Genomic DNA, 23,864 nt, shown 5'->3' with positions numbered 1-23,864 from the left:
TGAGGCCGCGGTTGAGAAGGCGGAATCTATTCAGGACGTATTCCCTCAATATTATTTTTTAAAAAATATGGAACCGGTACCATTAAAATAGATTGATAGCCCAATTGATAAAAGAAGTAAGGAGGTAAAGGCATTGATGAAAAAACCATTTCCGGTTCCCGATTCCATTCGCGCCAACGTAAAGGAGGACCTGTCCCCTATGCTGGGGGAAATCAAGGATCCCCAGATGAGGGATTATGTGGTGGAAGCCTGGGCCGCGTCCCTGTTTCTTAACGGCTTTACCGCCGTCCATGAGCTACAGGGGTCGGGCGCCCTGGATGTGCTGGTGCAGAAAAACGCCAGCCAGGCGGCGCACCTGTGTGGAACCGCAAAAATTTCCAAGGGGATCGGGGAGGCGCTGCTGGCCATGTACCCCGCCCTGCCCATCGATATCGACCTGCTGGTGGCCGGGGGACTGCTTCACGACGTGGGCAAGCCGCCGGAATACAACAAAGATAATCGCCGCCGGTGGATGGAAAAACCATACTTAGTGGGAAACCCGCCCGTAAGCCACGCTCTGTACGGATACTACATCTGTATGGCGCTGGAACTTCCGCTGGAGTTGGCCTGTATTCCTGGCGTGCACTGTACGGAAGGGGAACTTCACGGAATACAACGTAGCATCGCCGCTACCATCGTCCATTATGCGGACTGGATGTATTGGGATTGCATGAAGGTGCTGGGAGAGCTGGATGCTTCTTTCCCCTATGCGGATGTAATTTTAGCCCCTTACCAGAACAAAACCAACTATGAGGAAAACTTTTTAAAAGGGATCCGGCTTTCGGAGTAAACTTGGCGCAAGTTCCCGCTTTGAAAACATAGCGGGTGTATATAACGATTAAAAGGAGTGACAAAAATGAAAAAAACAACAACAATGGTGATCGCTTTACTTTTGGCAATGACAATGGTATTGGGCGTCTTTGCCGGCTGTTCCTCTTCCCAGCCCGCGGCCGATACCCCGCCGGCCAGCGCTGACGCCCCGGCGGACGACGCGGCTCCCGCGGACGACGCTGCCGCCGCGCAGAGCGAAACCCGCAGCGGACCCTGCAAGGAAGGCCCGTACAAGGTAGGAATGTCCTGTAACGCCCTGTCGATCTCTTTCTGGGTGCAGCAAAACCAGGAGTTTATCTCTGAGGCGGAGAAACTCAAGGCCGAAGGGGTTATCAGCGAGTACTACACCACCAATGCCAACCACGACGTTGCCAAACAGATCAGCGATATTAAAGACCTGATGACAAAGGGCTGCGATATTATCCTGATTGATGCGGCGTCCTCCACGGCGCTGGTCCCGGTAGTGGAAGAATGCTTTGAAAAAGGGATCCGTGTAGCGTCTTTTGATAACTTCGTAGATACGGAAAATCAGACCACTATTATCAAACAGGATGAGGAAGAATTCGGGCGCCTGGGCGCTCAGTTTATAGCGGACGCTATCGGCGGCAAAGGAAAAATTTGTATTCTGAACGCTACCGCCGGCGTTACCTCCAACGAATACCGCCGTAAAGGTGCGGAAAGTGTATTTTCCCAGTATCCGGACATTGAAATTTTGGCGGAAGCCAACGGTGACTGCGACTATGCCAAAGGCAAAGGCATCGTGGAAAGCTATGTGTCTGCTTTTGAAGAGATCGACGCCATTTGGAGTCAGGGCGGCGCCATGACCCAAGCCGCAATCGACGTGTTTAATTCCGTAGGCCGTCCCTTGGTGCCCATGTCTGGAGAGGGCAACAATGGATTCCTGCGCGCCTGGAAAGAAAACGCGGAGAAAGGATTTTCTTCTGTAGCGCCGGTGATTTCCACCGCTACCCCGAGAGTAGCTCTCAACGCCTGTATTGCGGACCTGCAGGGCACCGAGGCGGAACCGATTATCCAGATGGAATTAGGTGTGATTACACAGGAAAACATCGATGATTATTATGATCCTGAGCTTCCGGACAGCTATTGGTGCGAAACCGATCTAACCAAGGAAGAGCTCAAAGAACTGTACTCCAAATAAATGATATCGGTCCAGGGCGGGAAGAGAGAGGTTCTATCCCGCCCGCGAAGGCCCTCATCTTTATGTAAAGTGGAAAAAAGGAGGAACTGCTTTGTCGGAAGAAATTTTGAGGATGAGCCATATTTGCAAATCCTTCCCTGGCGTCAAGGCCCTGAAAGAGGTTGATTTTTCCTGTAAAAAAGGGGAAGTAATGGTGCTGGCGGGGGAAAACGGTGCCGGGAAAAGCACAATACTAAAAATCCTCTCCGGGCTTTATCAGGCCGACAGTGGGGAAATCTTTTTTAATGGGAAGGCGGTAAAGATAAAAAATCCGCTGGAGGCCCAAAAGATGGGGATCGCTATGGTGTATCAGGAGCTGACGCTGGTAAATGAAATGACCGTAGCGGAAAATATTTACCTGAGTATTGAGCCTACCAAAAAATTTGGGCTGGTGGACCGCAAACAAATTGAATCCAGTATCCAGGAGGTAATGGGCCAATACGGGATCGAGCTGGATCTGCAGACCATGGTAAAAGACCTGCCGGTGGCCCAGCAGCAAATGGCGGAAATTGTAAAAATCCTTATCCGCCAGCCGGAACTAATTATCCTGGACGAACCTACTTCCGCCCTGGCAAGGAAGGAAGTGACCCAACTGTATGAAATTATCCGGTCGATGATTTCCATGGGGAAGACCATTATTTTTATTTCTCACCGACTGGAAGAGGTATTTGAAATCGGCGACCGAGTGACGGTATTTAAAGACGGAAGCTATGTGGATACCAAAAAAATTTCCGAAATTACTGAGGACGACCTGATCCGAATGATGGTGGGCCGGTCGCTACAAAATATCTTTCCGGAAAAAACCCAGCCGGAACAGGAAATTATTTTCCAGGTAAAGAATTTAAATGTCCCTAAGCACCTTCGTGATATTTCATTTTCTGTGCGCAGGGGAGAAATTTTAGGAATTGCCGGTCTGCAGGGCCATGGGCAGACGGAGCTTTTTAACGCGATTTATGGGATTTTGCCCAGAGAAACAGGGGAAATTATCACAGCAGGCGAATCGCTTAAAATAGGAAACGCCAAGCAAGCGATTAAACAGGGCTTGGCGCTGGTCCCGGCGGACCGGAAAAACGAAGGGTTGTTTTTGCTGCGATCCATCCGTGAAAATCTGGCGATTATTAGTCTTGACCAGCGTAAAAAGCTGGGAATTTTCATTGACGGGAAAAAAGAGAAGAAATTCTCTCTGGATATGAAAGAAAAACTGGCCATCAAGCTGGCCTCCCTGCGAAATGAAGTCGCTAGCCTTTCCGGAGGCAATCAGCAGAAGGTGGTTTTAGGCAAGGAACTGGCCATCAACCCCAAGGTGGTGCTATTCAACGAGCCTACCCGCGGAATCGATGTGGAAGCCAAGCGGGAGTTTTATAATATCATGCACGATCTGGCCCGTAGCGGCGTGGCGGTAATCATGTATTCCAGCGACCTGATGGAAGTAATCGGAATGAGCAACCGAGTGGCGGTCATGTATGAGGGGACAATTAGCGCGGTACTTCAAGGGGAAGAGATCACCGAAGAAAATATTATGTACTGCGCCTACGGAGCTAGCTTGGCAAATAAGGGGGAAAGGACCCTATGAAAATAAAATCAGCGTGCAATTACATATTCAAAGATAAATATTTTCAGAACCGGTACGGAAATGTAATGCTTATTTACGCCTTTTTGCTGGCGCTGATTGTGGCCGCAAGCTTGTTTGACGAGAATTTTTTAACTGTGGGAAACTTTAAAAATCTGCTGCTTACCAGTTTCCCCCTTTTAATGGTGGCCTTCGCTCAGGGAATGATTATCTTTACCGGCGGGATTGATCTGTCTCTGGGGGCTACGGTGGCTCTTTCCAACGTGGCTTGCGTGCTGCTGATGAACCCGGACAGCCCGGTGGGGTTTGTTCTGCCCATATTCGGCGGACTGGGTGTGGGGCTGTGCTGCGGAATAGCTAACGGCGTTATTATCAGCAAAGCGAAAATCCCGCCGATTATCACCACCACAGCGACCACCGCTATTTACGAGGGTGCGGCGCTTCTTTTGATGAACGAACCGGGAGGAAAAATCCACCGGCCGTTCGCAAAATTTTTAACGGGGGATGTCTTTCATATACCGGTGGCGCTGTTTTTGCTGATACTCATATTTCTTTTTGTACGCACCCTTACTAATTACACCCCTTATGGAAAAGCCCTCCGAGCAATCGGCGGGAATGAAAGCGCTGCTTATTCTACCGGTGTCAAGGTGGATCGAATAAAAATCAAGGTGTATATCTTAGGCAGCCTGCTGGCGGCGGTGGCCGGGATATTTCTGTCGGCACAGATGTTTTCCGCCGATCCCCGCTTAGGAAAGCAGTACTCCATGAATGCGGTAACCGCATCGGTGGTAGGCGGTATTTTGCTCACTGGGGCGGTAGGAGATTTGATGGGAACGGTAGCGGGGGTGTTTATCATCTCAGTGATCAACAACATGTTAAACCTGATCGGGGTCAGTTCCTATTATCAGTTTGTGTTCCAGGGACTGATTTTGATCGTGGTGCTCTCCCTGCCCGCCATTAAAGAAAAGCGGGCGATGAATTGATGCGGGGGAAGGAGGATAATTTATGGCAGAGAAAACCTTAAAAAGAGGCCGCGCAGGGAATTTGATGGCAATCGGCGGACCTCAGGCAGTTGTCTACATCGGTCTGGCGGCAATTTTAATTATCGCCCAGATCATTTCCCCCGGATATCTAAAAATGGATCATATCCTGACCATGCTGCGTCTTGCGGCCTTTGTGGGGATCGCCTCCATCGGCCAGACGTTTGCGGTACTTACGGGAGGAATTGATCTTTCCATCGCCTATGTGATTACCTTCGCCAATATTGTCGGTTCCCAGGTGATGTATGGGGAAAACCAAAACCTGCCAGCGGCGGTTTTGACAGTTTTGGCTGTGGGGGCGGGAGTAGGACTGGTCAACAGCATGGGTATTAAGTTTCTAAAGATACCGCCGTTTATTATGACGCTGGGCGTGGGCACCATTGTACAGGGAATTTATATGATCTATTCGGGCGGCGCGCCCAAAGGTAATACGGCGCCGCTGCTGCGGGAGATGTGCGGAAACAATATTTTCGGCAGGGTTTCCGGAATTTTAGTGCTGTGGTTTATTTTGTCAGTGGTGGTAATTACTGTATTGAAGTTCACCCCTTATGGCAGGAAAATTTACGCTGTGGGAATCAACCAAAAGGCCGCTCGTTTTTCCGGGATCAATGTAAGCGGAATTATCTTTTCGGTATACATTATCTCCGGTATTACGGCCGCGATCACCGGATTTTTGCTAGTAGGATTTACCGGCACCAGTTATCTGGATACGGGGACCAAATACGCTACAACAAACCTGGCGGCAGTGGTTATCGGCGGAACCGCGATTACCGGCGGCCGGGGCGGCTACGGCGGCACCATCGCCGGAGCTATCATTATGACGGTGATCGACGATTTACTGGTTATCATCAATATCTCCCAGGCGGGACGGCAGGTAGTACAGGGTATTATCATTCTTTTGCTGGTATTCTCCTATTCCCAGCAAAAGAAAAATTAGACCTCTGAAAAAAAGAAAGGTTTGGGCCCTTAAGGGCCCAAACCTTTCTTTTATAAAGCCAGCAGTCGCTGGGCGATAGTAAAATAAATAATCAGCGAACCGGCATCCACAATAGTGGTAATCAGGGGAGCGGCCATAATTGCCGGGTCCGCGTGCAGCACTTTGGCGGCCATGGGCAAAACGCCGCCGATGGTTTTTGCCATCATCACTGTGGCGAACATGGCCAGGGATACTGTGAGAGCGACGCCTTTGTTCCCGGGATAGGAGATCATCAGCCGCAGATAGTTCACTGCGCTTAACACCGCGCCGACCAAAATACTGACCCGAAGTTCCTTCCATAAGACCCGCAAAAAATCCTCGGATTTAATATCCCCTACCGCCATTCCCCGAATAACTAAGGTACTGCTCTGGCTGCCGGCGTTGCCTCCGGTATCGGTGAGCATGGGGATAAAAGTGACAAGCAGGGGCATGGTGGAAAACGCCGCTTCGTATTTCCCCAAAATTCCTCCGGTAACCATGCCGGAAATCATCAGCACCAAAAGCCAGGCAATCCGGTTTTTTGCCAGGGAAAAGACGGTAGTTTTCAAATAAGGTCGTTCCGATGGAGCCATAGCCGCCATCTTTTCAAAGTCTTCCGTGGCCTCCTGCTGCATCACATCCATGACATCGTCTACGGTGACAATACCCACCAGCCGTTTTTCCAGATCCACTACCGGAAGGGAAATAAAGTCGTATTTCATCATCTGCTGGATGGCGTCCTCCTGATCCTCGGTGGTTGCTGCACAGATGACATTCCTTTCCATCAAGTCCTCAATCCGCTGGTTATCCTGGGCCAAAAGCAGCTCTTTTACCGTGACAACTCCTTCCAGTATCCGGCGGTTGTCCGTCACATAACAGGTATAGATCAGCTCCCGATCCTCCCCTATCCGGCGGATATGCTTAATAGCGTCCTGTACGGTCATATGCGCCCGCAGAGAGGTGTATTCCACGGTCATAATGCTGCCCACGGAATTTTCTGGATAGTTTAAAAATTCGTTGATTACCTTACGGGTTTCGGGGGTCGCATGCTCCAGCACCCGGATTACCACATTGGCGGGCAGCTCTTCCAGCATATCCACCGCATCGTCCACCGAAAGCTCTTCCACGATAAAGGAAAGCTCCTGTTCTGTGATGGAATTTATGATTGTCCGCTGGGTTTCCGGGGGGAGTTTGGAAAAGGTTTCCGCCGCCAATCCTTTTGGCAGGGTACGAAAAGCCAGAGTAGCGTTGTTTTGGGAGAGGCCCTCGATAAAATCCGCGATATCCGCTTCGTTCATCCGAGAAATTGCTTCCCGGAAGCGGTGGAAATCCTTGTGCTCCAACAAATCGTTGAGCAAGTCAAATTTGTTTTCTTTTTCCATTGGTTATTCCTCCTGTCTTTGAGAGTACAGCAAGGAAGCCCAAAAATCAGCAACCGCCCCATAAAACAACCGGACCTGCCGGTTATCCCATGGAGCGATAGACATTCCGCGAAAACGACGGCTATGCCAAGGGAAAAATGAGCGGCGCCCGGCCGCGTTTCCTGCACAAATGAATATCACTGCCTATTTTGGCGCTTCGGCCGCATATGTCCACCTATTTTTCCTCCTTTTTACTAAAATCGGTCAGATTTGACCGCTTATTGAGAATACCACTTTGCCTTTCACTTTTCAAGCGGTTTCTTTCAAATTTTACACAAATGCACGGTTTCAAAACCGCGGGGGAAAAGAAAACAGCAGGCAGAGGTCTGCCTGCTGGATAACACGGCTGCTATTGCGGGGCTTCCATATCTGGAGAATAAATCATATAACAAGATCGGCCGGAGCGTTTAGCCTCATATAGGGCCACGTCGGACTTGTGGTATAAAACCTCAAAGGACTCGCCGTCCTGGGGGAAATAAGAAACCCCCATGCTAGCGGAAACCTGGATGTTGTCTTTATACTCCTGACGCATAATCTGCCGGATATTTTCCAGCCGGGGGCGGATATCCACGTCCGCGGGCACATCCCGCAGAAAGACCATAAACTCGTCTCCCCCCAAGCGTCCACACAAATCCCCAGCGCGCAAAGTACTCTTTAAAAGCCCCGCCAAATGGACGAGAGCCTGGTCGCCGAACTGATGGCCGAGAGTATCGTTCAGGCGCTTAAAGTGATCAATATCCAGCATGATCAGGGAATGCCTGGCGCTGGTGTCCCGGGCCAGTACGCTTTTTACTTTATCAATAAACGCGCTTCTGTTGAGCAGTCCGGTCAAAGCGTCCTGTTCAATCAAGTTCTGCAGAGAAAGCTCCATCTTTTTATAGTCATCGATGTCCTTAATTAACACAAACGCCTTTATATCACTGGTATATGGATCCGAAAGAAGCTGGATAGTCCCCAATACCCAAAAGGGAGAACCATCCTTGCGTTTGCGCCGGTGTTCCAAGATGACCTCCTGCTGACCACTGTAAAATTTGGTAAGCAGCGCTTCCCGACAAAAGGATTCGGTGTATTTTGCCAGGTCCTCTTCGTAAATGAGATGTTCCTTTACATAGTTTACTGCACCGGTAAACGTAGAGATTTCCGGCGGAAGCTGCCAGATATTTTCCTCCCGGTTTCCCGCGTACAAGTCCCGTGTAAGATTATATTCGTAATAACCGATACTGTTTTCCCGTTCCACGGAAAAATATTGGACCCATTTCTGATAAGCCAACTCATTTTCCCGCTGCCGGGTGATATCCTCGAGGGTGATTACCGCCCGCAAAGGGTTTCCGCCTTCATCAAAGATCAGTGCGTACTTGGAGCGCAGCCAACGCCACACCCCGTCTCTGTCCTTCACCTGAAGGGTAAAAACGCCGTTTGGATTGCCGCTTTGTATCTGCTGAAAATTGAAAATATATTCCTCCTCCGATTCCGGAGCGATCATTTTGCGTTTCACAATACTATAAGGAACGTCCTCCACCACAATGGGAAGATTTAAATCATATGCCGCTTTAGGAGGAAGAATGAGGGTTTTGGCGGCCAGATTGTAAATGGCCATAGTAGTGTCCGTAAGTTCAAAGGCAATCCGGTTTTCTTCTTCGCTGATACGCAGCCGTTCCTCGGTATTTTTTCGCTGGGAAATATCCAGAAACACACAGATTAACTGTTTTGGCATACTTGGACTGTACCGGCACCGGATAAGACCCCATATCAGCTTGCCGGATTTATGAAAAAGCCGGTGCTCCAACTCAAAACTATAGATTCCCTGGGCAATATTATTTTTGATCTGATCTCTGACAAGAGAGAAATCCTCAGGGTGAACTAAATCTTTGGCACGGCTAATCTGTGAGGCGTCCTTGTGGGAAGAAAACCCAAATGTCTGATAAAAAAATTCATTGGCGTATACGAAAGAGAGCTCTTCGTCTATCCGCACCTGACAAATTCCGCAGGGCAGAATATCAAAAAACTCAATACATGCTTGTTTAAGGTCCCCATCGCCGCTGAGACGGCAGATCAACTCTGCAAGATCCATAGATTAATTTCCCCTTCTCAGCTATATTTCCTCTATTCATTAGAATAACATATTATGCGTGTTTTTTAAAGTCGAAAACATAAAATTTAATGAAAAAAGGGCGCCTTTTTTCCATGGCGCCCCCAAAACTATCAATCTATAAAATGCAGATTCATATCCACATGTCCTTTGATACCATTGACCTTGCCAGCGCTAGTGTATTGCCAAATATCAAACTCGTAGGGAAAAAACGGCTGTTCATAATACTGGGCGAGCCAGGTATTATACTGGGTAAGAAGAGAAAGGTCCATTTTTTCCACAAAGTATTTTGTATAAGAATACACCATGGTTTCGTACCCCGCCTGCTGGATTTCATCACAGAAGGCGATGGCAATATTAGACGCCTTTTGCGGGGTGAGTTTGTTGGTGCGGGCGCTGGCGGAAGGAGCGCCCTCAATGTCAAACACTACCGGGTAGGCAATATCGTATCCGTCCAGATAATCTAAAACGAACTGGGCTTCCTCCACCGCTTCTTTGGTGGTGATTGCCTGGGAGTAGAAATACACCCCTACCTGTATTCCCGCGTTTATAGCATTTTCCATATTTTTTTTGAATTTTTTGTCCAGATTGATTTTTCCAGTGCTGTATCCTCGGTATCCCAGCCGGATGAAAGCGAAATCAATCCCCTGGGCTTTTACCTTCTCCCAATTGATATCCCCCTGAAATTCGGAAACGTCAATTCCCTTTCGGGCAAGAGGGACGCCGTTTTGCTCATACCACACTTCATGGTCCTCGTCCCCCCGGACAAGGAGGCTCCAATCATAGGAGTTTTTCGGAAGGCTGTGATCCACCGGGATATACTCAAAGTCATCCCCTTTTTTGAAAACGAAATAATCCTCTACAAAACGCTGGACGTATTGGGCGGGAAGCTTATACTTTACCGCACAGTCCAAAAAAGTGGATTCCTTGAGCCAATAATACCGGGAAATCAGCTCCAAAAAATCCTCATTCACTTCATAATCTTCCGCGACTTCTTCCAATAAATCAGTAGAAATCTGACCATCCTGGGCCGCTGCCGGCATAGCAAGCGCACCCGTCAGTATCGCGGCGCACAAAAGGGCGCAGACAAACTTAACAGATAGTTTTTTTCCCATATCAAACCTCCTGGCGATATATCGTTATTGCTAAGAAGCAACCCAGCCATATTACGATTAATTGTATCGTTTCCGGAAAGATTTTTCAACAATATTCGACAAAATTTACAATTAGAAAATAAAGGAAACACCAATCGCCCATAAAAGAAAGGGGCTTTTTTGGAGCTCAGTTAAGACAAAAATAAACGCCCCGTCCCCCCAGTTTCCGGTGTTGGGGGCGGAGCGTTTTATCCGAACTGCCAGGACAGTTTTCAAGGCTTTCGCTATTTTTTTCATTGGATCACAGGATTAATCGCCAGCATTCAGTCCTTAAAAAAAGAATCGATGATGTCCCAAGCTTCCTTGTTGAAAAAACGATGAGGACCGTGTCCTACGAGCATTTTGCAGGCGTCTGGAGCGTTTGCCGCCTGATACTGTTTTTCAATCTGATGATAAGCCTCCATCACGCCCTCGACTGGGAAGATGGGGTCCACGTCCCCCGCTACATCTAAAAATTTTCTCGGAGCGAACAGCCCGCCTAAATCCCCCATATCAAAATATTCGGCGATTTTTGGCACATAGTTGCAGCTGCAATGGTACATGGCGGCAATGGAATGTTTAAAGGTACACAAGGCCCCTGCCACCACAATATATTTAATTCTTGGCTCCAGGCATGAGATGTAGGTAGTGGCGGTACCTCCTCCGGAGAGCCCCAGGCAAGCCAGCTTTTCCAGGTTTAAATCGGGGAAATTGGCTTCCAAAACATCGATCATCCGCTGGGCGTCCCAAACCCGTTCCCCAATGGTAGTGCGCCCCAAAAGCAGAGCGGTCATTGTGGAAAGGTAACAGTCAGGCCCCTGTTCGTTCCCTCCGCATTCGCCAAAGTTGCGTTGTTCCAATAAAATCACACAATATCCGCGGTTTAAAGCTTCCAGGGCATAAGCCGCGTCTACATCCACAATATCTTCCTTGTCAACCGGATTTTTCTCTATTCCTAAGGAGACGTGCATGCCGGTAGTATGCCCCTGCAGGCAGATAAACACCGGTTTTTTGGGGTCCAGTGTTTTTGGCTGGAGCAGATGACAGGGGACATAATACCCCTTTTCGCTTTGGAAGGAAAAACGGGTATCGGTATAAGGACCTTTATCCTGGACGTAGTCCAGCTGAAATTCCGGGTCGCACCTTTCAAACGGAAGCCCCAGAAGCTGTGCTAATTTTGTTCTGGCCGTTTCCTGCCATTTAAAAAAGTCCTCGCCCTCCTGATACCGCAGGGAAGGAACGGTTTCACACAGCAGCTGATGGTTGTGCTTGTGGGGGTAGTGATTTCTCATAGTTGACACCTCGCAATTTTATTTCGTGGCGCTGGCCGCCATACCTTCTGCAAATTTTTTGCGGGAAGGCAAACAGCGCTATCATAGACAGCAGTTCCAATAAGACGGCTGCCGCAAGAGCGGCCGCCGATAAAAGACAGGCGGATAATACTCCTAATAATATTACCATAAAAATCGGCGTTTCGGTAGAGGCGGAATACCCGGCAAAGTTAGCGTTTGGATATTCCCGGCCGATCAGCGCGGAAAAAGCGCGGAAAACGCCCGGTCCGCCGGGGGACATTGAGCCGGTTTGCGTCCGCCGGCCAGATCAACGTTCGCCGCGGACAGCTTTTACAGCCGGCGCCTCAGGAAGCGGCATAGTTTTAGGAAAAAAATTTCCTTGACAACAGTACGAAATCGTATTACAATAAGTACGATTTCGTACTGGGAGGGGTTTGCATGGATCAGAACTTTGAAATTGTCCGGCGGATTGCGGTAGCTATGAACAAAATTGACGGCACTTATTATTTGAGCGCGAAAAAGCTGGGGATTAACGAGAACATGCTGGCGCTGCTTTATGCGCTGGACGATGGAAATCTGCACTCCCAGAAACAGATCTGTGAAGAGTGGCTGATCCCCAAAACCACAATTAATACGATTGTAAAAGAACTCATAGAAGCCGGCTATATAACGCTTTTGGCGCGGGGAAAGACAAGAGAAAAGAACATCCGCCTAACCGACAGCGGGAAGGCCTATACGCAAAAGGTTATGAAAAGCGTTTATGCAGCGGAACAGCGGGCAATCGAGAAAACGTTACAGCAGTTTCCTTCTTTGTTTGCGGACGCGCTGGATTTCTTTGCGGACCGGCTGTATGAAGAATTTCAAAAAGAATAATAGAATGAACCTATGGAGAGGACATAATATATGAATTCGCACACCTTATTTTCCAATACTCCGCCCCTAAAGCTGTTTTTTATTGCCGCAGTCCCTGGGGCGGTCAGTATGTTAGCTTCGGCCCTTTATCAGATGATCGATGGGATTTTTGTCGGGCAGTTTTTGGGGGAAACAGCATTTGCCGCCTTAAATTTGGCGATGCCATTTGTCATTATCAACTTTTCTCTGGCGGACTTGATTGGTGTTGGCTCCTCTGTTCCCATCTCTATTAACTTGGGGCGCAAAGAGGAAGAGCAAGCCAATAATATTTTTACCTGCGCCTGCTTGATGATTGTAGGAACAGGGGTTTTAATCGGAGGTGTTTTATTTGCCTGCGCCCCCGCGCTTATTAGTCTTATGGGCGCGCAGGGCCAATTCGCTGAATTTGCGGTGCAATATCTGCGGGTGTACGCCCTTTGCTCCCCCTTGACTACGATTGTATTCGCAATGGACAACTACCTGCGTATCTGCGGGAAAATCCGCAGCAGCATGTTCTTAAATATTCTTATGTCGGCGCTGAGCGCTGTTTTGGAGTTTTTATTCCTGGTTATCTTCAAATGGGGAATTTGGGGAGCCGCTCTGGCCACTTGTCTGGGAATGTGTATTTGCGCTCTGATCGCTTTGACGCCCTTTCTCCGGGGAACCGTACAGCTTCGTTTGTGCAGGCCCCATTTTAGTGTTGGGATGGTAAAGCAGATTATTGCCTGCGGAAGCCCGGAATTTCTGAATAATATTGCAGGGCGTATCACATCGATTTTAATCAATGTGCTTTTAGTCCGCCTCAGCGGACAGATGGCGGTATCCGTGTATGGCATTTTGATGTATGTGGAGGGATTTATTCAGTCCCTTCTGTATGGAATGTGCGATTCGCTGCAGCCGGCAGTGGGGTATAACTGGGGTTCAGGGAAGTATTCCAGGGTAAGGGCTATTGAGAAATGCTGTTTTATTGCAATCGGCGCTTTATCCCTTCTTTCCTCCTTAGTGATCTTTTGTTTCCCGCGGCAGATTGTTAGCATGTTTATGGACCATACGGATGTGGAATTTTTAAATATGGCTTTGATAGCGCTGAAGCTGTTTGGGCTTACCTACCTTACCAGATGGCTCTCCTTTGCTACGCAGAGTTATATGCTTGCCATAGATAAACCGGTACCGGCGTCGGTTATTTCGGTTTCAACTGCGCTGGTTTTCCCGGTACTGCTGGTTATTCTGCTGTGGCCTTTGGGTTTGACCGGGCTATGGTTAAACTTTGCCGGGACATCGGTGCTTGCCGCGGTGGTATCTTTGGTTATTTTGGTAAAGATCCGCAATGAACTGAACAAGGAAGACGTGGTTCAAAATTAGCCGGAACAAAACGCTATAAGAAACGATAGAACCTATAAAAAGCAGAGGATGTCCTCTGCTTTTTGTTTTCTGGCGCTGAAGGCATAAAAAGCGTAGAAGCAAGGCGGACTTTGCCTTGGGGTGCCGTCTATGGGGAGAAAAAGACGCCGCGAAATTTTCTGTTTTTGGAAGGAAAGAGGAGTGTGAGGGGACCGCGCCCGCAAAAAGTTGGCAGCGACAGGGAGCCGTCGCGAGGGCGCTTGCAACCGAGCAGAGCGTGACTTTTTACAAAAAAGTCGCCGCAAGCGATACAAAGCTTGCGGCGACGTGGTCGGAGTGAGGTGACTCGAACACCCGGCATCCTGCTCCCAAAGCAGGCGCGCTACCAACTGCGCTACACCCCGAAATATAAAACTGCACTCATTTTATCCATTTTCAAAGCAAACCTTAAACCAAAGGAAGCGGTGTCTTTAAAAACATCAAAAATAAAAGCGCTGTATTACAGTGCGAAAGTTATTATACACTAAAAACAGCGCTCTGTCAACTTATCCAACGCCCGGACGACTGAGAGAATTACTTAAAAGGCGCGGTGCTTTCCCGAAGGACAAGAACAGGGGAAAGAAGCTTGGTTTCACACAAAATCTGCGGCTGCTGTATCCGGGAAATCATTCGGCGGGCGCCGGCCTTCCCCATTTCATACACCGGCTGGCGTACGCTGGTCAGCGGCACGCCGACAATATCAGAAGGAAACACATCGTCATATCCGATCACCGACAGATCTCTGGGTACGCGCAGCCCCCGGCGGCGCAGGCCCTTATAAATACCATACGCCATCATATCGTTAAAGGCAAAAACCGCGGAAATTTTTTTGTTCAGCAAGAAATCCACCGATGCTTCGCCGCTCTCCAAACGAAAATTTCCCTCGTATACCAAAGCGGGATCAAATACGATCCCCGCATCCTCATAGGCGCGCTTGACGCCGTCCAGCCGCTGTTTACACCCGTTTAAGTGGGAAGGCCCTGTTACCAGGGCGATATGGCGATGCCCCAGGAAAAGCAGATGCCGCGCCCCTAAAAATCCTCCCTGGCGGTGGTCGGTTAGAACCAGATCACAGCCGGCGATGCCCGCATCCCGGTCCAAGAGGACAAAAGGCATGGATAAGCTTCCCAGAAGCTTACAGCTTTCCTGGGCTTGCAGGAGGGTGCTGTCCGAGGAAATACAATAAAGAATACCGTCTACGCTGCGGTCGGCAAGAATTTGGATATATTCCATATCCCGCCGGTGAGAATCGCTGGTATTACATAAGATTACATTCCACCCCATCTCCCGGCAGGCGTCCTCCGCCCCTTTGCACAGGGAAGAGAAAAACACATTGCGGATATCCGGAAGAATCAGTCCCAGGGTGTTGGTGCACTTTCCCCGAAGTCCTGCCGCCAGTTTGTTGGGCCGGTATCCCAATTCCCGGGCGGCGTTCAGTACCAGTTCCCGGGTACGCGGGGGAATATTGGCGGGCTTGTTGTTTAAAGCCAGGGACACAGTAGTTACGGAAAGTCCGGTTTTTTGAGCGATGTCTTTCATTGTAGGGCGCATAATCATCACCTGTATTTTCCCAAGATAAAACGATTTATTTGCTTTTATCATAACGGATATTTCCCTTGATTGCAAATGCGGTTTTCCGTTGACAGAAGCCAAATTTTATATTACACTGAACTCAGTATGGTAAATCGTTTTACTATAGGAGATTTAGACAAAGGGGGAAGGCTTGTGGACAGAAGAAAAATTATTTTGGACTGCGACCCAGGACAGGACGACGCTATCGCCATCCTGCTGGCGGGAAGACATCCCCGTCTGGAGCTGTTGGGGATCACTGTGGTAGCAGGCAATCAAACCCTGGATAAAACGCTCAAAAACGCTCTTCACGTAACTCAGCATCTGGGGCTGGAAGTACCCGTTTACGCTGGAGCCAGCCGGCCTTTGGTGCGGGAAACACAGGCTACTGCCGGAGAGATCCATGGTGAGAGCGGGCTGGATGGACCGGTATTTGCCCCTTTGGCAAAAAAGGCGGAAGAACAGCATGGGGTATGGTATCTGATTGAAACGCTGATGGCCTCCCAGGGGGATATTACGCTGGTTTCCTGCGGTCCCATGACCAATATCGCTTTGGCGATGCGGCTGGAACCCAAGATTACTTCGAAGATCAAAGAGCTTGTGTTTATGGGGGGCGCTTATGGGCTGGGAAATGTTACCCCCGCTGCGGAATTTAATTTTTACTGCGACCCGGAATCCGCCCGGATTGTTCTGAACAGCGGCTGCCCTATGACTATGATGGGGCTGGATCTAACCGCCCAAGCCCTTTGCACCTGGGAGACTGTGCAGCGGATGAAAAAAGCCAGCAATAAAGCGGCGGAGCTTTTTTGCGATACGATGAGTTTTTATCTGGAGCGGGAAGGAAAGCAATACGGGATGCAGGGGGGCCCTCTTCATGATCCCGCCTGTATTGCTTACCTGATAGACCCCGCATGTATTAAAACCAAACCCATGTATGTTCAGGTGGATACCGTCCAGGGGATGAACTACGGCAGGTCTGTGTGCGATTATTATGAGGTGATGAAGAAGAAACCCAATGTCAATGTGGCGGTGACGCTGGACGCCCCCCGGTTTTGGGATCTGGTGGAAAACGGTATTCGCCTATATGATGAGGAGAGGGAGCGCTGATATGAAAGTATTAAGCTACGGGTCTTTAAATTTAGATTATGTATTCCGGGTGGATCATTTTGTCCGGCCGGGGGAAACTATGATTGCCTTGGACCGTCAGGTATTTCCAGGGGGCAAGGGATTAAATCAGTCGATTGCTTTGTCCCGGGCGGGAGCCCAGGTGTATCATGCAGGCGCCATCGGACAAGACGGGGAGATGCTTCGCCGTCTGCTGGAGGAAAACGGGGTGGACACCCGATATTTACGGGTGCGCTCCCAGGTGGGAACAGGCAATGCCATTATCCAGGTAAACCGCTCTGGAAACAACTGTATCCTGGCCTACGGCGGCTCCAATCAGACTATGTGCGAGTGGGAGGCGAAAGAGACGATTTCCCAGTTTGAGGCGGGGGATTTTCTGGTTCTGCAAAATGAGATCAATGAGATTGGCTGTATGATTTGCGCCGCCCACCGGCAGAAAATGAAAATTGTCCTCAATCCCTCCCCCATGAACGAGAAGATCCTGGACCTGCCGTTGGAGCTGGTGGATTATTTTATGATCAACGAGGTAGAAGCGCAGGATATCAGCGGCACAAACAATCCGGAGGACGCTATGAAAGCGCTGGGAGAAAAGTATCCCCAGGCAAAAATCGTTTTGACCTTGGGTAAACTGGGGGTAAAATACAAAGACGGGGAGCAGGTACTCTCCCACGGGATTTATGATGTGCCGGTGGTGGACACCACCGCCGCTGGAGATACCTTTACCGGATTCTTCATTGGCAGTATTATGCAGGGAAACACCCCTGAAGAGGCGCTGCGCGCCGCGTCTATCGCCTCTTCCATTGCGGTCTCCCGCAAAGGTGCGGCGCCTTCTATTCCAACTTGGCAGGAGGTAAACTTCAGCAATTTAACGCTGATATAAATAAAAACACAGCCAAAGAAGGCGAAAACAACCTTCTTTGGCTGTGTTTTTGCCTGCAAAACCTTGACTTCACAGACAGTTCCATATAGAATATAACTTTAGAGCAACCACCGATTGATACTGAAAACGAGAGGGTGCAGATATTTTGAAAAATACGGAAAAAACCATGGATAAGGTAGTAGCCCTTTGTAAAAACAGAGGCTTTGTATATGCCGGATCAGAGATTTATGGCGGCCTTTCCAACTCTTGGGATTACGGCCCGCTAGGGGTGGAATTTAAAAACAATGTAAAACGTGCCTGGTGGAAAAAATTTGTTCAGGAAAGCCCTTATAACGTTGGGCTGGACAGCGCCATACTGATGAATCCCCAGGTGTGGGTAGCCTCCGGCCATGTAGGCGGATTTTCCGACCCGCTGATGGACTGCAAAGACTGTAAAACCCGTCATCGGGCGGATAAACTGATTGAGGACGCTGCCGGAGAGCTGGCCGACGGCTGGTCCAATGAGGAAATGACGGCTTATATCAAAGAGCATCATATCAAATGTCCTAACTGCGGAAGCGAAAACTTCACCGATATCCGCAAATTCAACCTGATGTTTAAAACGTTTCAGGGGGTTACGGAGGACGCGAAAAGCGAGCTGTATCTGCGCCCGGAAACCGCCCAGGGTATCTTTGTAAACTTTGCCAACGTCCAGCGCACCACCCGCAAGAAAATTCCCTTCGGTGTAGCGCAGGTTGGAAAGTCCTTCCGCAATGAGATTACTCCGGGAAACTTTATCTTCCGGATTCGGGAATTTGAACAGATGGAGCTGGAGTTCTTCTGTAAGCCGGACACCGATTTGGAATGGTTCCAGTATTGGAGAAGTTTCTGTGAGAACTGGCTGTTGTCCCTGGGCCTTGCAAAAGAAAATATGCGCCTGCGGGATCATTCTGCGGAGGAGCTGTCTTTCTACTCCAAAGCTACCACCGACATTGAGTATCTGTTCCCCTTTGGCTGGGGCGAGCTGTGGGGCATTGCCGACCGCACCAATTATGATTTGACCCAGCACGCCAACCATTCGGGCAAATCTTTGGAATACTTTGATCAGGAAGCCAATGAAAAATATATTCCTTATGTGGTAGAACCTTCGCTGGGCGCCGACCGAGTGGCATTGGCGTTTTTGTGCGATGCGTATGATGAAGAGGTAATCGACGAAAAGGACACCCGTATCGTTATGCGTCTGCATCCGGCGCTGGCTCCCTTTAAAGCCTGCATCCTGCCCCTTTCCAAAAAACTCAATGAGGGCGCGGGCAAGGTGTACGACGCTTTGAGAAAAGAGTTTATGGTGGATTATGACGACGCCGGTTCCATCGGGAAACGTTATCGCCGTCAGGATGAGATCGGTACTCCGGTGTGCGTCACCTACGACTTTGATTCCGAAACAGACGGCTGTGTTACTGTCCGGGACCGGGACACGATGTCTCAGGAGCGGATTTCTATAGAAAAACTGGCCGGTTACATCAAAGAGAAACTGGAATTTTAATACGACTGAAAAAAGCGGGAGACATAAGTCTCCCGCTTTTTTGTTCAGATATTTACTTTGCGGTATTTGGAAGGGCTCATGCCGGTAACCTTCTTAAACACCCGGGAAAAATATTTTTCATCGTTATAGCCCACCATATAAGAAATTTCGTAAGCTTTCAGCTCCAGATTTTTCATTAGCTCGCACGCCTTTTGTATCCGGGTATTGTTGAGATGATCAATAAAGTTTACCCCGGTGGTTTGCTTGAACATCAGGCTTAAATAGCTGGGGGTAATATGTACATGGGAAGCCAGAATATTCAGATCGATATTTTCCCGGTAGTGCTCTTCGATATATTTCAAAGCTGCATGAATCGGACTGCTGCCGCTGGATTTTCCTTGGATTTTAAGGGCCGTGTCCTGGGCGAACAAAAGTACCAGACGCTTTAATTCCTCCAATGTAGAAAAATCTTCCAGCTGCTCGTAAAGCAGGTAATTTTCCATATTTTCCGGGACAGGGATGCCGCAGGTTTCGCAGATACGGTATACTTCCAGCAGCAGGGTAAGAACGGCGTTGATCACATTGGCTTTGGTACAGGGATGGCTTTGAAACAGCTGAAAAAACTCCTCTACGATGGGGGAAACCTGTTCTTCGCCGCCGGTGCGTATAGCGCTGAGAAGCCGGCTTTCCTCCTCGTCCGGACGCAGATAGGGAAGATGGGAAAAATCATCCTCGCAACAGCCTGACAGCACCTGCCCGGGGAAGGAAAAGAACTGTTTTTCCAGCATAAAAAGGGCGCTTTGATAAGAGGAAGGCAGCAAAGGCAAGGCGGACACCGGCATGCCGATACCGATAGAAACCTGCAGATCCTCCGAGAGGAATTTTTCCCGTATGCGCAGGCAGGCGTTGTACAAAGAAGAGGGGTCATCCGTTTTCATCTGCACTACCACAGCGATATGCCCGTTTGTCCGGGCAGTCTCGCAATGCAGAAACTGTTTATACAACTCCCCTAAAATCAGTTCCCGGGCGGTGACGTCCTGGGTGATATTGCGCTGGGGCAGAAATGCCGCCGCGCAAAAACAGCAGTTTTCGCTTTGTTCGAACAGGGAAAGGAGACCGGGAGCCGCCCCCGCCCCGGAAAGCAGCTGGAGAAGCAGGTGCTCGTTTAATGCAGAGTTGTCCTGCGAAAGCTGATTGGACATATTGGACAGGAGATTTTCCTTTTGGCGGTTTTGCTCCAGGCGCTGTTTGCAGTGGGTGATGCTGGCTAAAATATCCTCCGGCCGGCAGGGTTTTAGAAGATAGTCGGACACGCCGTATTTCATGGCTTGCTGGGCGTAAACAAATTCGTTGTGGCCGCTGAGAATAACGCTTTCCATATCCAGCTTATTTTCATAGATATATTTGGCCACCCCCAGTCCGTCCACCAAAGGCATCCGGATATCCAACAAGGCTATATCCGGGCGCTGGGTTTCAATGGTATGAATCGCTTCCTTTCCGTTGGAAGCCTCCCCGCACACACGGATACCGTTTTCTTCCCAAGGGACCATGTCCCGGATAACACTGCGGGTATCTCTTTCGTCGTCAGCGATCAGAAGCTTTATCATCCTGCTCCCTCCTTTTCGGATGCGTTATTGGAAGATAGAGCTGAATAGTTGTCCCCTCCCCAGGGGAACTTAAGATGTTCAGACGGTAATCTTCTCCATAAACGAGCTTTAAACGTTCCTGGATGTTGCGGATGGCATACCCGCTGGTTTTGGTAGCGGTAAACGCGCCGCTTTGCAGCTGAGTCAAAGTTTGATTGTCCATACCGTTGCCATTATCAGCGATTTGGAAGATCAGATAATCAAACGTCCGCTGGCAGCTGACGGTGACTGTGCCCTGGCCATCCTTTTGCTCCAGGCCGTGATAAATGGCGTTTTCTACAAACGGCTGCAGGATTAATTTGGGGATTTCGACGGTGCGCGCGTTGGGATCCAGCTGGATTTCATAATTGATCTTATCCCCATAGCGAAGCTGCTGAAGCCGCAAATATTGTTTTAAAAACTCAAATTCATGCTCCACCGAGTTGTACCGGCTGCCTTTATTTAAACTGATGCGGAACAGATTGGAGAGAGACCAGACCATTTCCGCGATTTCTTTTTGATCATTTTTAGTGGCTTTCCAATAGATGCTGTCCAGGGTATTATACAAAAAATGGGGATTGATCTGGCTTTGCAGAGCGGTAAACTCCGCTTCCTGTTCTTTGATCTGAAGAACATACACCTGATCAATCAGTCGTTTAATACTATCCACCATTTCATTGTACCCGCTCCCCAACTGACCGATTTCATCCTTGTAACGGAAGGTAATCCGCGCGTCAAAGTCCCCTGTCTGGAAACTGCGCATAGCGCCCAGCAGCTTTCGGATAGGACGAATAATCATATCGGTGGCAAACATAAGCAGGGGGAAGAAAAGCAGAGCCGCCGCCAACAGGAAAATGAGAATATAGTTTTGAGAGCTGTTGATCTCCCGGGTAAGGGGAGCCATAGGCACGGCGTACAGATAGGTCCAGCCGGTAACTTTATCCAAAGTATAGGAAAGAAGCATTTCCTGCCCCTCCAGCGTCTGTGTCCGGTATCCCTCCCGGGTTTGGGCGATCTGGGAAAGCAGTTTGGGAGAAAGGGAAGAGAAGGCCTCTCTGCCCGCACTGGAAATCAGCTCCCCGTTTTTATCCAGGATGGCGATAGCACATTCATCCACATCGATCCCACGGGTATACGCCTGGCGCAGGGCGGGCTCGCTGATTCCAATCACCAGAAGCCCCAGATTTTCATAGGTGTTATATTCCCGGATAACCCGAGCCATAAAAATACGGTTATATCGGTTGTTAGCGGCAAAAACGTAGGTTTCTTCCGAATTTTCCAGCCAGATAGGTTTGCCCTTGGCGTCTACGGCCTGCTGGAAAAAATCCATCTGGGACAGTTCCTGCAGCGGCGGCAGAGTAAAACGGCTGTCAATACTGCGCAGGAAGGGCACAGAATTGTTTTCAAATCCACAGATGGACAGGGAAGAGATGTAATCCTTAGACACAATCAAGTTGACCGCATTTCTCACATTGCTGTCCACATATAGCTTCTGCACATAATCATCCTGTTTTTCAGATGGTTGGATGTATGCCTGAATCTGGGGCTGGATCACCAGCTGGGTGGACATATCCTCAATTTCCTGACGCATAAACGACACATTTGAGCTGATCTGCTGTAAAAGATACAGGTTGGCGGAGCCTACCTTATCCATAATATTTTGAGAAGCGGTGCGGGTATTATATAAATAAAAACAGGTGGAAAAAAGAGCCAAAAAGAAATAAAAAAGCAGGAGGAGTTTGTATTTGATACTCAGATTGAAATACCAATTTTTCATAAAAATATCCTCCCTGCCCGAAATTTATCCTCATTTTAGCACAGTAATTTGCATCCGTAAAGGAAAAAAATAGCGGATATGACCAAAACATTATAAAATTGTGAACCTTTTTATAATTTTGTTATCTGTGACTTTGTAAATCCAACGGGTACAATAAAGATACGTTAGATGACCCAAAAACCAAACTATTAGGAGGTCGAAAACATGATGAACAGGAGAAAAATAATCGCAATGATCGCAGCCTTGGCAATGCTGCTGACCCTGGTGGCAGGTTGCGGCGGGGCGGACACCCCTGCCCCGGATACTTCCAGCGATGCGGCCCCGGCGGACAGCGCTCCGGCAGCAGGAGAGGCTCCCGCGGAAGATATTACCATTACCGTGGCTCTGATGTCCAACGACTGGCTGGATGCTGCGGAGCAAATCGCCGCGGACTTTACCGCCAAATACGGCATTAAAGTAGAGTATACCCCGATGCCTGGTGAAGTAGAGGAATACTTACAGCCGAAAGCGGCTTCCGGTTCCCTTCCGGATGTAATGTCCATCAATGCCGGCGCTTTTGGAGCGGACTTGGCAGAAAACGGGCTGATTATCGACCTGGCGGAAATCGACGCAGCTAAAAACATGGTCGAAAGCCTCAAACCGGTATTTACCTCTTCCTCCGGCAAACTGTTCGGCGTAGCGGGAGGCCTTTCCTCCACTCTGATCTACTACAATAAGGCGATGTTTGAGGACGCGGGGATCACGGAAGAACCGAAAAACTGGGATGAATTTTTAGCGGCCTGTGAAAAACTAAAAGCCGCCGGATACGCTCCCCTGTCGGTAGCCATGGGCGACGGCGCTATCTCCAACACCGCTTGGAGCACTGGAAACGCAGTGGAAATTGCGGCTACAGATCCCCAGTACATAGAGAAAATTGCTAACGGAACTTATAATTTTGATACCCCGGAACAGGCGAGAATCTTTGAAAGAGTAAAGATTTTAAACGACAACGATTATCTGCTCACCGGTTCGGTCAGCGCCATGGTAACCACCTTGCTGGACTCCTTTAAACAGGAAAAATCGGCTATGTGCTTCCAGGGAATCTGGATGGCGGGCGCTTTCATGGAAAGCCCGTTTGAAGTTGGCATGATGGTTCCCCCATGGAATATGGAAGGCCAGGAACAGGCGGTAGTGCTGGGAACAGAAACTGGCTTTGCCGTAGCGGAAGGCCCCAACAAAGAAGCTGGGATTAAATTTGTAAACTATATCGCCAATGAAGAAGGCTTCTACACCTATCAGCAGTCCAGAGGCAGCATCCCGTCTTTGATCGAATACGATGAAAGCAAAGTAAAAATGACGGACGATGTGAAAGCTTATGTAGAAAAACTGCTTCAGATTAAAACCACAGGCGCTTACTGGTTCGAGATCCTGCCGCCGTCGGTCTATGCCCGTCTGCCGCAGACCTTCCAGCAGGTAGCCACCAATGAAATTACCCCGCAGGAGGCGGCGAAGACCCTGCAGGATCTGTATACCGCCCAATAAGCTTAGATCACCTGACTTATCCCCTCA

18 protein-coding genes and 1 tRNA gene are annotated in these 23,864 nt (G+C 49.1%); 11 read left to right on the top strand and 8 right to left on the bottom strand.

Annotated elements, in window-relative coordinates; genetic code table 11:
- The first annotated feature begins 136 nt into the window (after window positions 1-136).
- The 5 genes from H8705_RS07240 to H8705_RS07220 all read left to right on the top strand — a co-directional run bounded on the left by H8705_RS07240 (window position 137) and on the right by H8705_RS07220 (window position 5,615).
- Window positions 137-829, top strand: a complete 693-nt coding sequence (locus H8705_RS07240) for an HD domain-containing protein (RefSeq protein WP_262395163.1) — start codon at window positions 137-139, stop codon at window positions 827-829.
- Between the two features lie 66 nt (window positions 830-895).
- Window positions 896-2,029 (top strand): ABC transporter substrate-binding protein, encoded by a 1,134-nt coding sequence (locus tag H8705_RS07235; protein ID WP_262395162.1) that lies wholly within the window; start codon window positions 896-898, stop codon window positions 2,027-2,029.
- Window positions 2,030-2,120: 91 nt separating this feature from the next.
- Window positions 2,121-3,641, top strand: coding sequence for a sugar ABC transporter ATP-binding protein (locus H8705_RS07230; RefSeq protein ID WP_262395161.1), 1,521 nt, complete (start codon window positions 2,121-2,123; stop codon window positions 3,639-3,641).
- Window positions 3,638-4,621: an ABC transporter permease gene (locus H8705_RS07225; RefSeq protein ID WP_262395160.1), complete on the top strand. Its 984-nt coding sequence runs from the start codon at window positions 3,638-3,640 to the stop codon at window positions 4,619-4,621. Before H8705_RS07230 ends, H8705_RS07225 begins: the two co-directional genes overlap by 4 nt.
- A 22-nt stretch (window positions 4,622-4,643) precedes the next feature.
- Complete coding sequence (locus H8705_RS07220) at window positions 4,644-5,615, top strand: ABC transporter permease (protein ID WP_262395159.1); 972 nt, start codon at window positions 4,644-4,646, stop codon at window positions 5,613-5,615.
- A gap of 50 nt (window positions 5,616-5,665) precedes the next feature.
- On the opposite strand, the gene mgtE is transcribed toward H8705_RS07220, so the two are convergent.
- The 4 genes from mgtE to H8705_RS07200 all read right to left on the bottom strand — a co-directional run bounded on the left by mgtE (window position 5,666) and on the right by H8705_RS07200 (window position 11,568).
- A complete protein-coding gene (mgtE, locus tag H8705_RS07215) occupies window positions 5,666-7,015 on the bottom strand; it encodes a magnesium transporter (protein WP_262395158.1) in 1,350 nt (449 codons plus the stop codon).
- A 388-nt stretch (window positions 7,016-7,403) separates the two neighbouring features.
- Window positions 7,404-9,125, bottom strand: a complete 1,722-nt coding sequence (locus H8705_RS07210; protein WP_262395157.1) for a GGDEF domain-containing protein — start codon at window positions 9,123-9,125, stop codon at window positions 7,404-7,406.
- A 131-nt stretch (window positions 9,126-9,256) separates the two neighbouring features.
- Window positions 9,257-10,258 carry a glycoside hydrolase family 25 protein gene (locus H8705_RS07205; protein ID WP_262395156.1) on the bottom strand — a complete coding sequence of 334 codons (1,002 nt, stop codon included), beginning with the start codon at window positions 10,256-10,258 and terminating at the stop codon, window positions 9,257-9,259.
- A 302-nt stretch (window positions 10,259-10,560) separates the two neighbouring features.
- Window positions 10,561-11,568, bottom strand: a complete 1,008-nt coding sequence (locus tag H8705_RS07200) for an alpha/beta hydrolase family protein (protein WP_262395155.1) — start codon at window positions 11,566-11,568, stop codon at window positions 10,561-10,563.
- Between the two features lie 438 nt (window positions 11,569-12,006).
- On the opposite strand from H8705_RS07200, the gene H8705_RS07195 reads away from it, so the two are divergent.
- On the top strand, window positions 12,007-12,441 hold the full coding sequence (locus H8705_RS07195; protein WP_262395154.1) for a MarR family winged helix-turn-helix transcriptional regulator: 435 nt from the start codon (window positions 12,007-12,009) through the stop codon (window positions 12,439-12,441).
- Window positions 12,442-12,471: 30 nt separating this feature from the next.
- Window positions 12,472-13,821 carry an MATE family efflux transporter gene (locus tag H8705_RS07190; RefSeq protein WP_262395153.1) on the top strand — a complete coding sequence of 450 codons (1,350 nt, stop codon included), beginning with the start codon at window positions 12,472-12,474 and terminating at the stop codon, window positions 13,819-13,821.
- 307 nt (window positions 13,822-14,128) lie between these two features.
- Here H8705_RS07190 and H8705_RS07185 read toward each other — a convergent pair.
- Window positions 14,129-14,204 (bottom strand) — tRNA-Pro (locus H8705_RS07185).
- Between the two features lie 169 nt (window positions 14,205-14,373).
- A complete protein-coding gene (locus H8705_RS07180; RefSeq protein WP_262395152.1) occupies window positions 14,374-15,441 on the bottom strand; it encodes a LacI family DNA-binding transcriptional regulator in 1,068 nt (355 codons plus the stop codon).
- Window positions 15,442-15,564: 123 nt separating this feature from the next.
- On the opposite strand from H8705_RS07180, the gene H8705_RS07175 reads away from it, so the two are divergent.
- From H8705_RS07175 to H8705_RS07165, 3 genes are all read left to right on the top strand, one after another.
- A complete protein-coding gene (locus H8705_RS07175; protein ID WP_262395151.1) occupies window positions 15,565-16,515 on the top strand; it encodes a nucleoside hydrolase in 951 nt (316 codons plus the stop codon).
- A gap of 1 nt (window position 16,516) precedes the next feature.
- Window positions 16,517-17,413, top strand: a complete 897-nt coding sequence (locus H8705_RS07170; protein ID WP_262395150.1) for a ribokinase — start codon at window positions 16,517-16,519, stop codon at window positions 17,411-17,413.
- A gap of 145 nt (window positions 17,414-17,558) precedes the next feature.
- On the top strand, window positions 17,559-18,935 hold the full coding sequence (locus tag H8705_RS07165) for a glycine--tRNA ligase (protein ID WP_316248646.1): 1,377 nt from the start codon (window positions 17,559-17,561) through the stop codon (window positions 18,933-18,935).
- A gap of 44 nt (window positions 18,936-18,979) precedes the next feature.
- Here H8705_RS07165 and H8705_RS07160 read toward each other — a convergent pair whose 3' ends face one another.
- Window positions 18,980-20,521 carry a response regulator gene (locus tag H8705_RS07160; protein WP_262395149.1) on the bottom strand — a complete coding sequence of 514 codons (1,542 nt, stop codon included), beginning with the start codon at window positions 20,519-20,521 and terminating at the stop codon, window positions 18,980-18,982.
- On the bottom strand, window positions 20,499-22,316 hold the full coding sequence (locus tag H8705_RS07155) for a sensor histidine kinase (RefSeq protein ID WP_262395148.1): 1,818 nt from the start codon (window positions 22,314-22,316) through the stop codon (window positions 20,499-20,501). The genes H8705_RS07160 and H8705_RS07155 overlap by 23 nt, the downstream gene beginning before the upstream one ends.
- A 204-nt stretch (window positions 22,317-22,520) precedes the next feature.
- Here H8705_RS07155 and H8705_RS07150 point away from each other — a divergent pair, with 204 nt between their 5' ends.
- On the top strand, window positions 22,521-23,837 hold the full coding sequence (locus H8705_RS07150) for an ABC transporter substrate-binding protein (protein WP_262395147.1): 1,317 nt from the start codon (window positions 22,521-22,523) through the stop codon (window positions 23,835-23,837).
- Window positions 23,838-23,864 lie beyond the last annotated feature (27 nt).

This window comes from Youxingia wuxianensis, from assembly GCF_014385085.1.
GTDB lineage: Bacteria > Bacillota > Clostridia > Oscillospirales > Ruminococcaceae > Youxingia > Youxingia wuxianensis.
The sequence above is the reverse complement of the archived record's forward strand: the minus strand, read 5'-3'. Positions and strand labels throughout refer to the sequence as shown.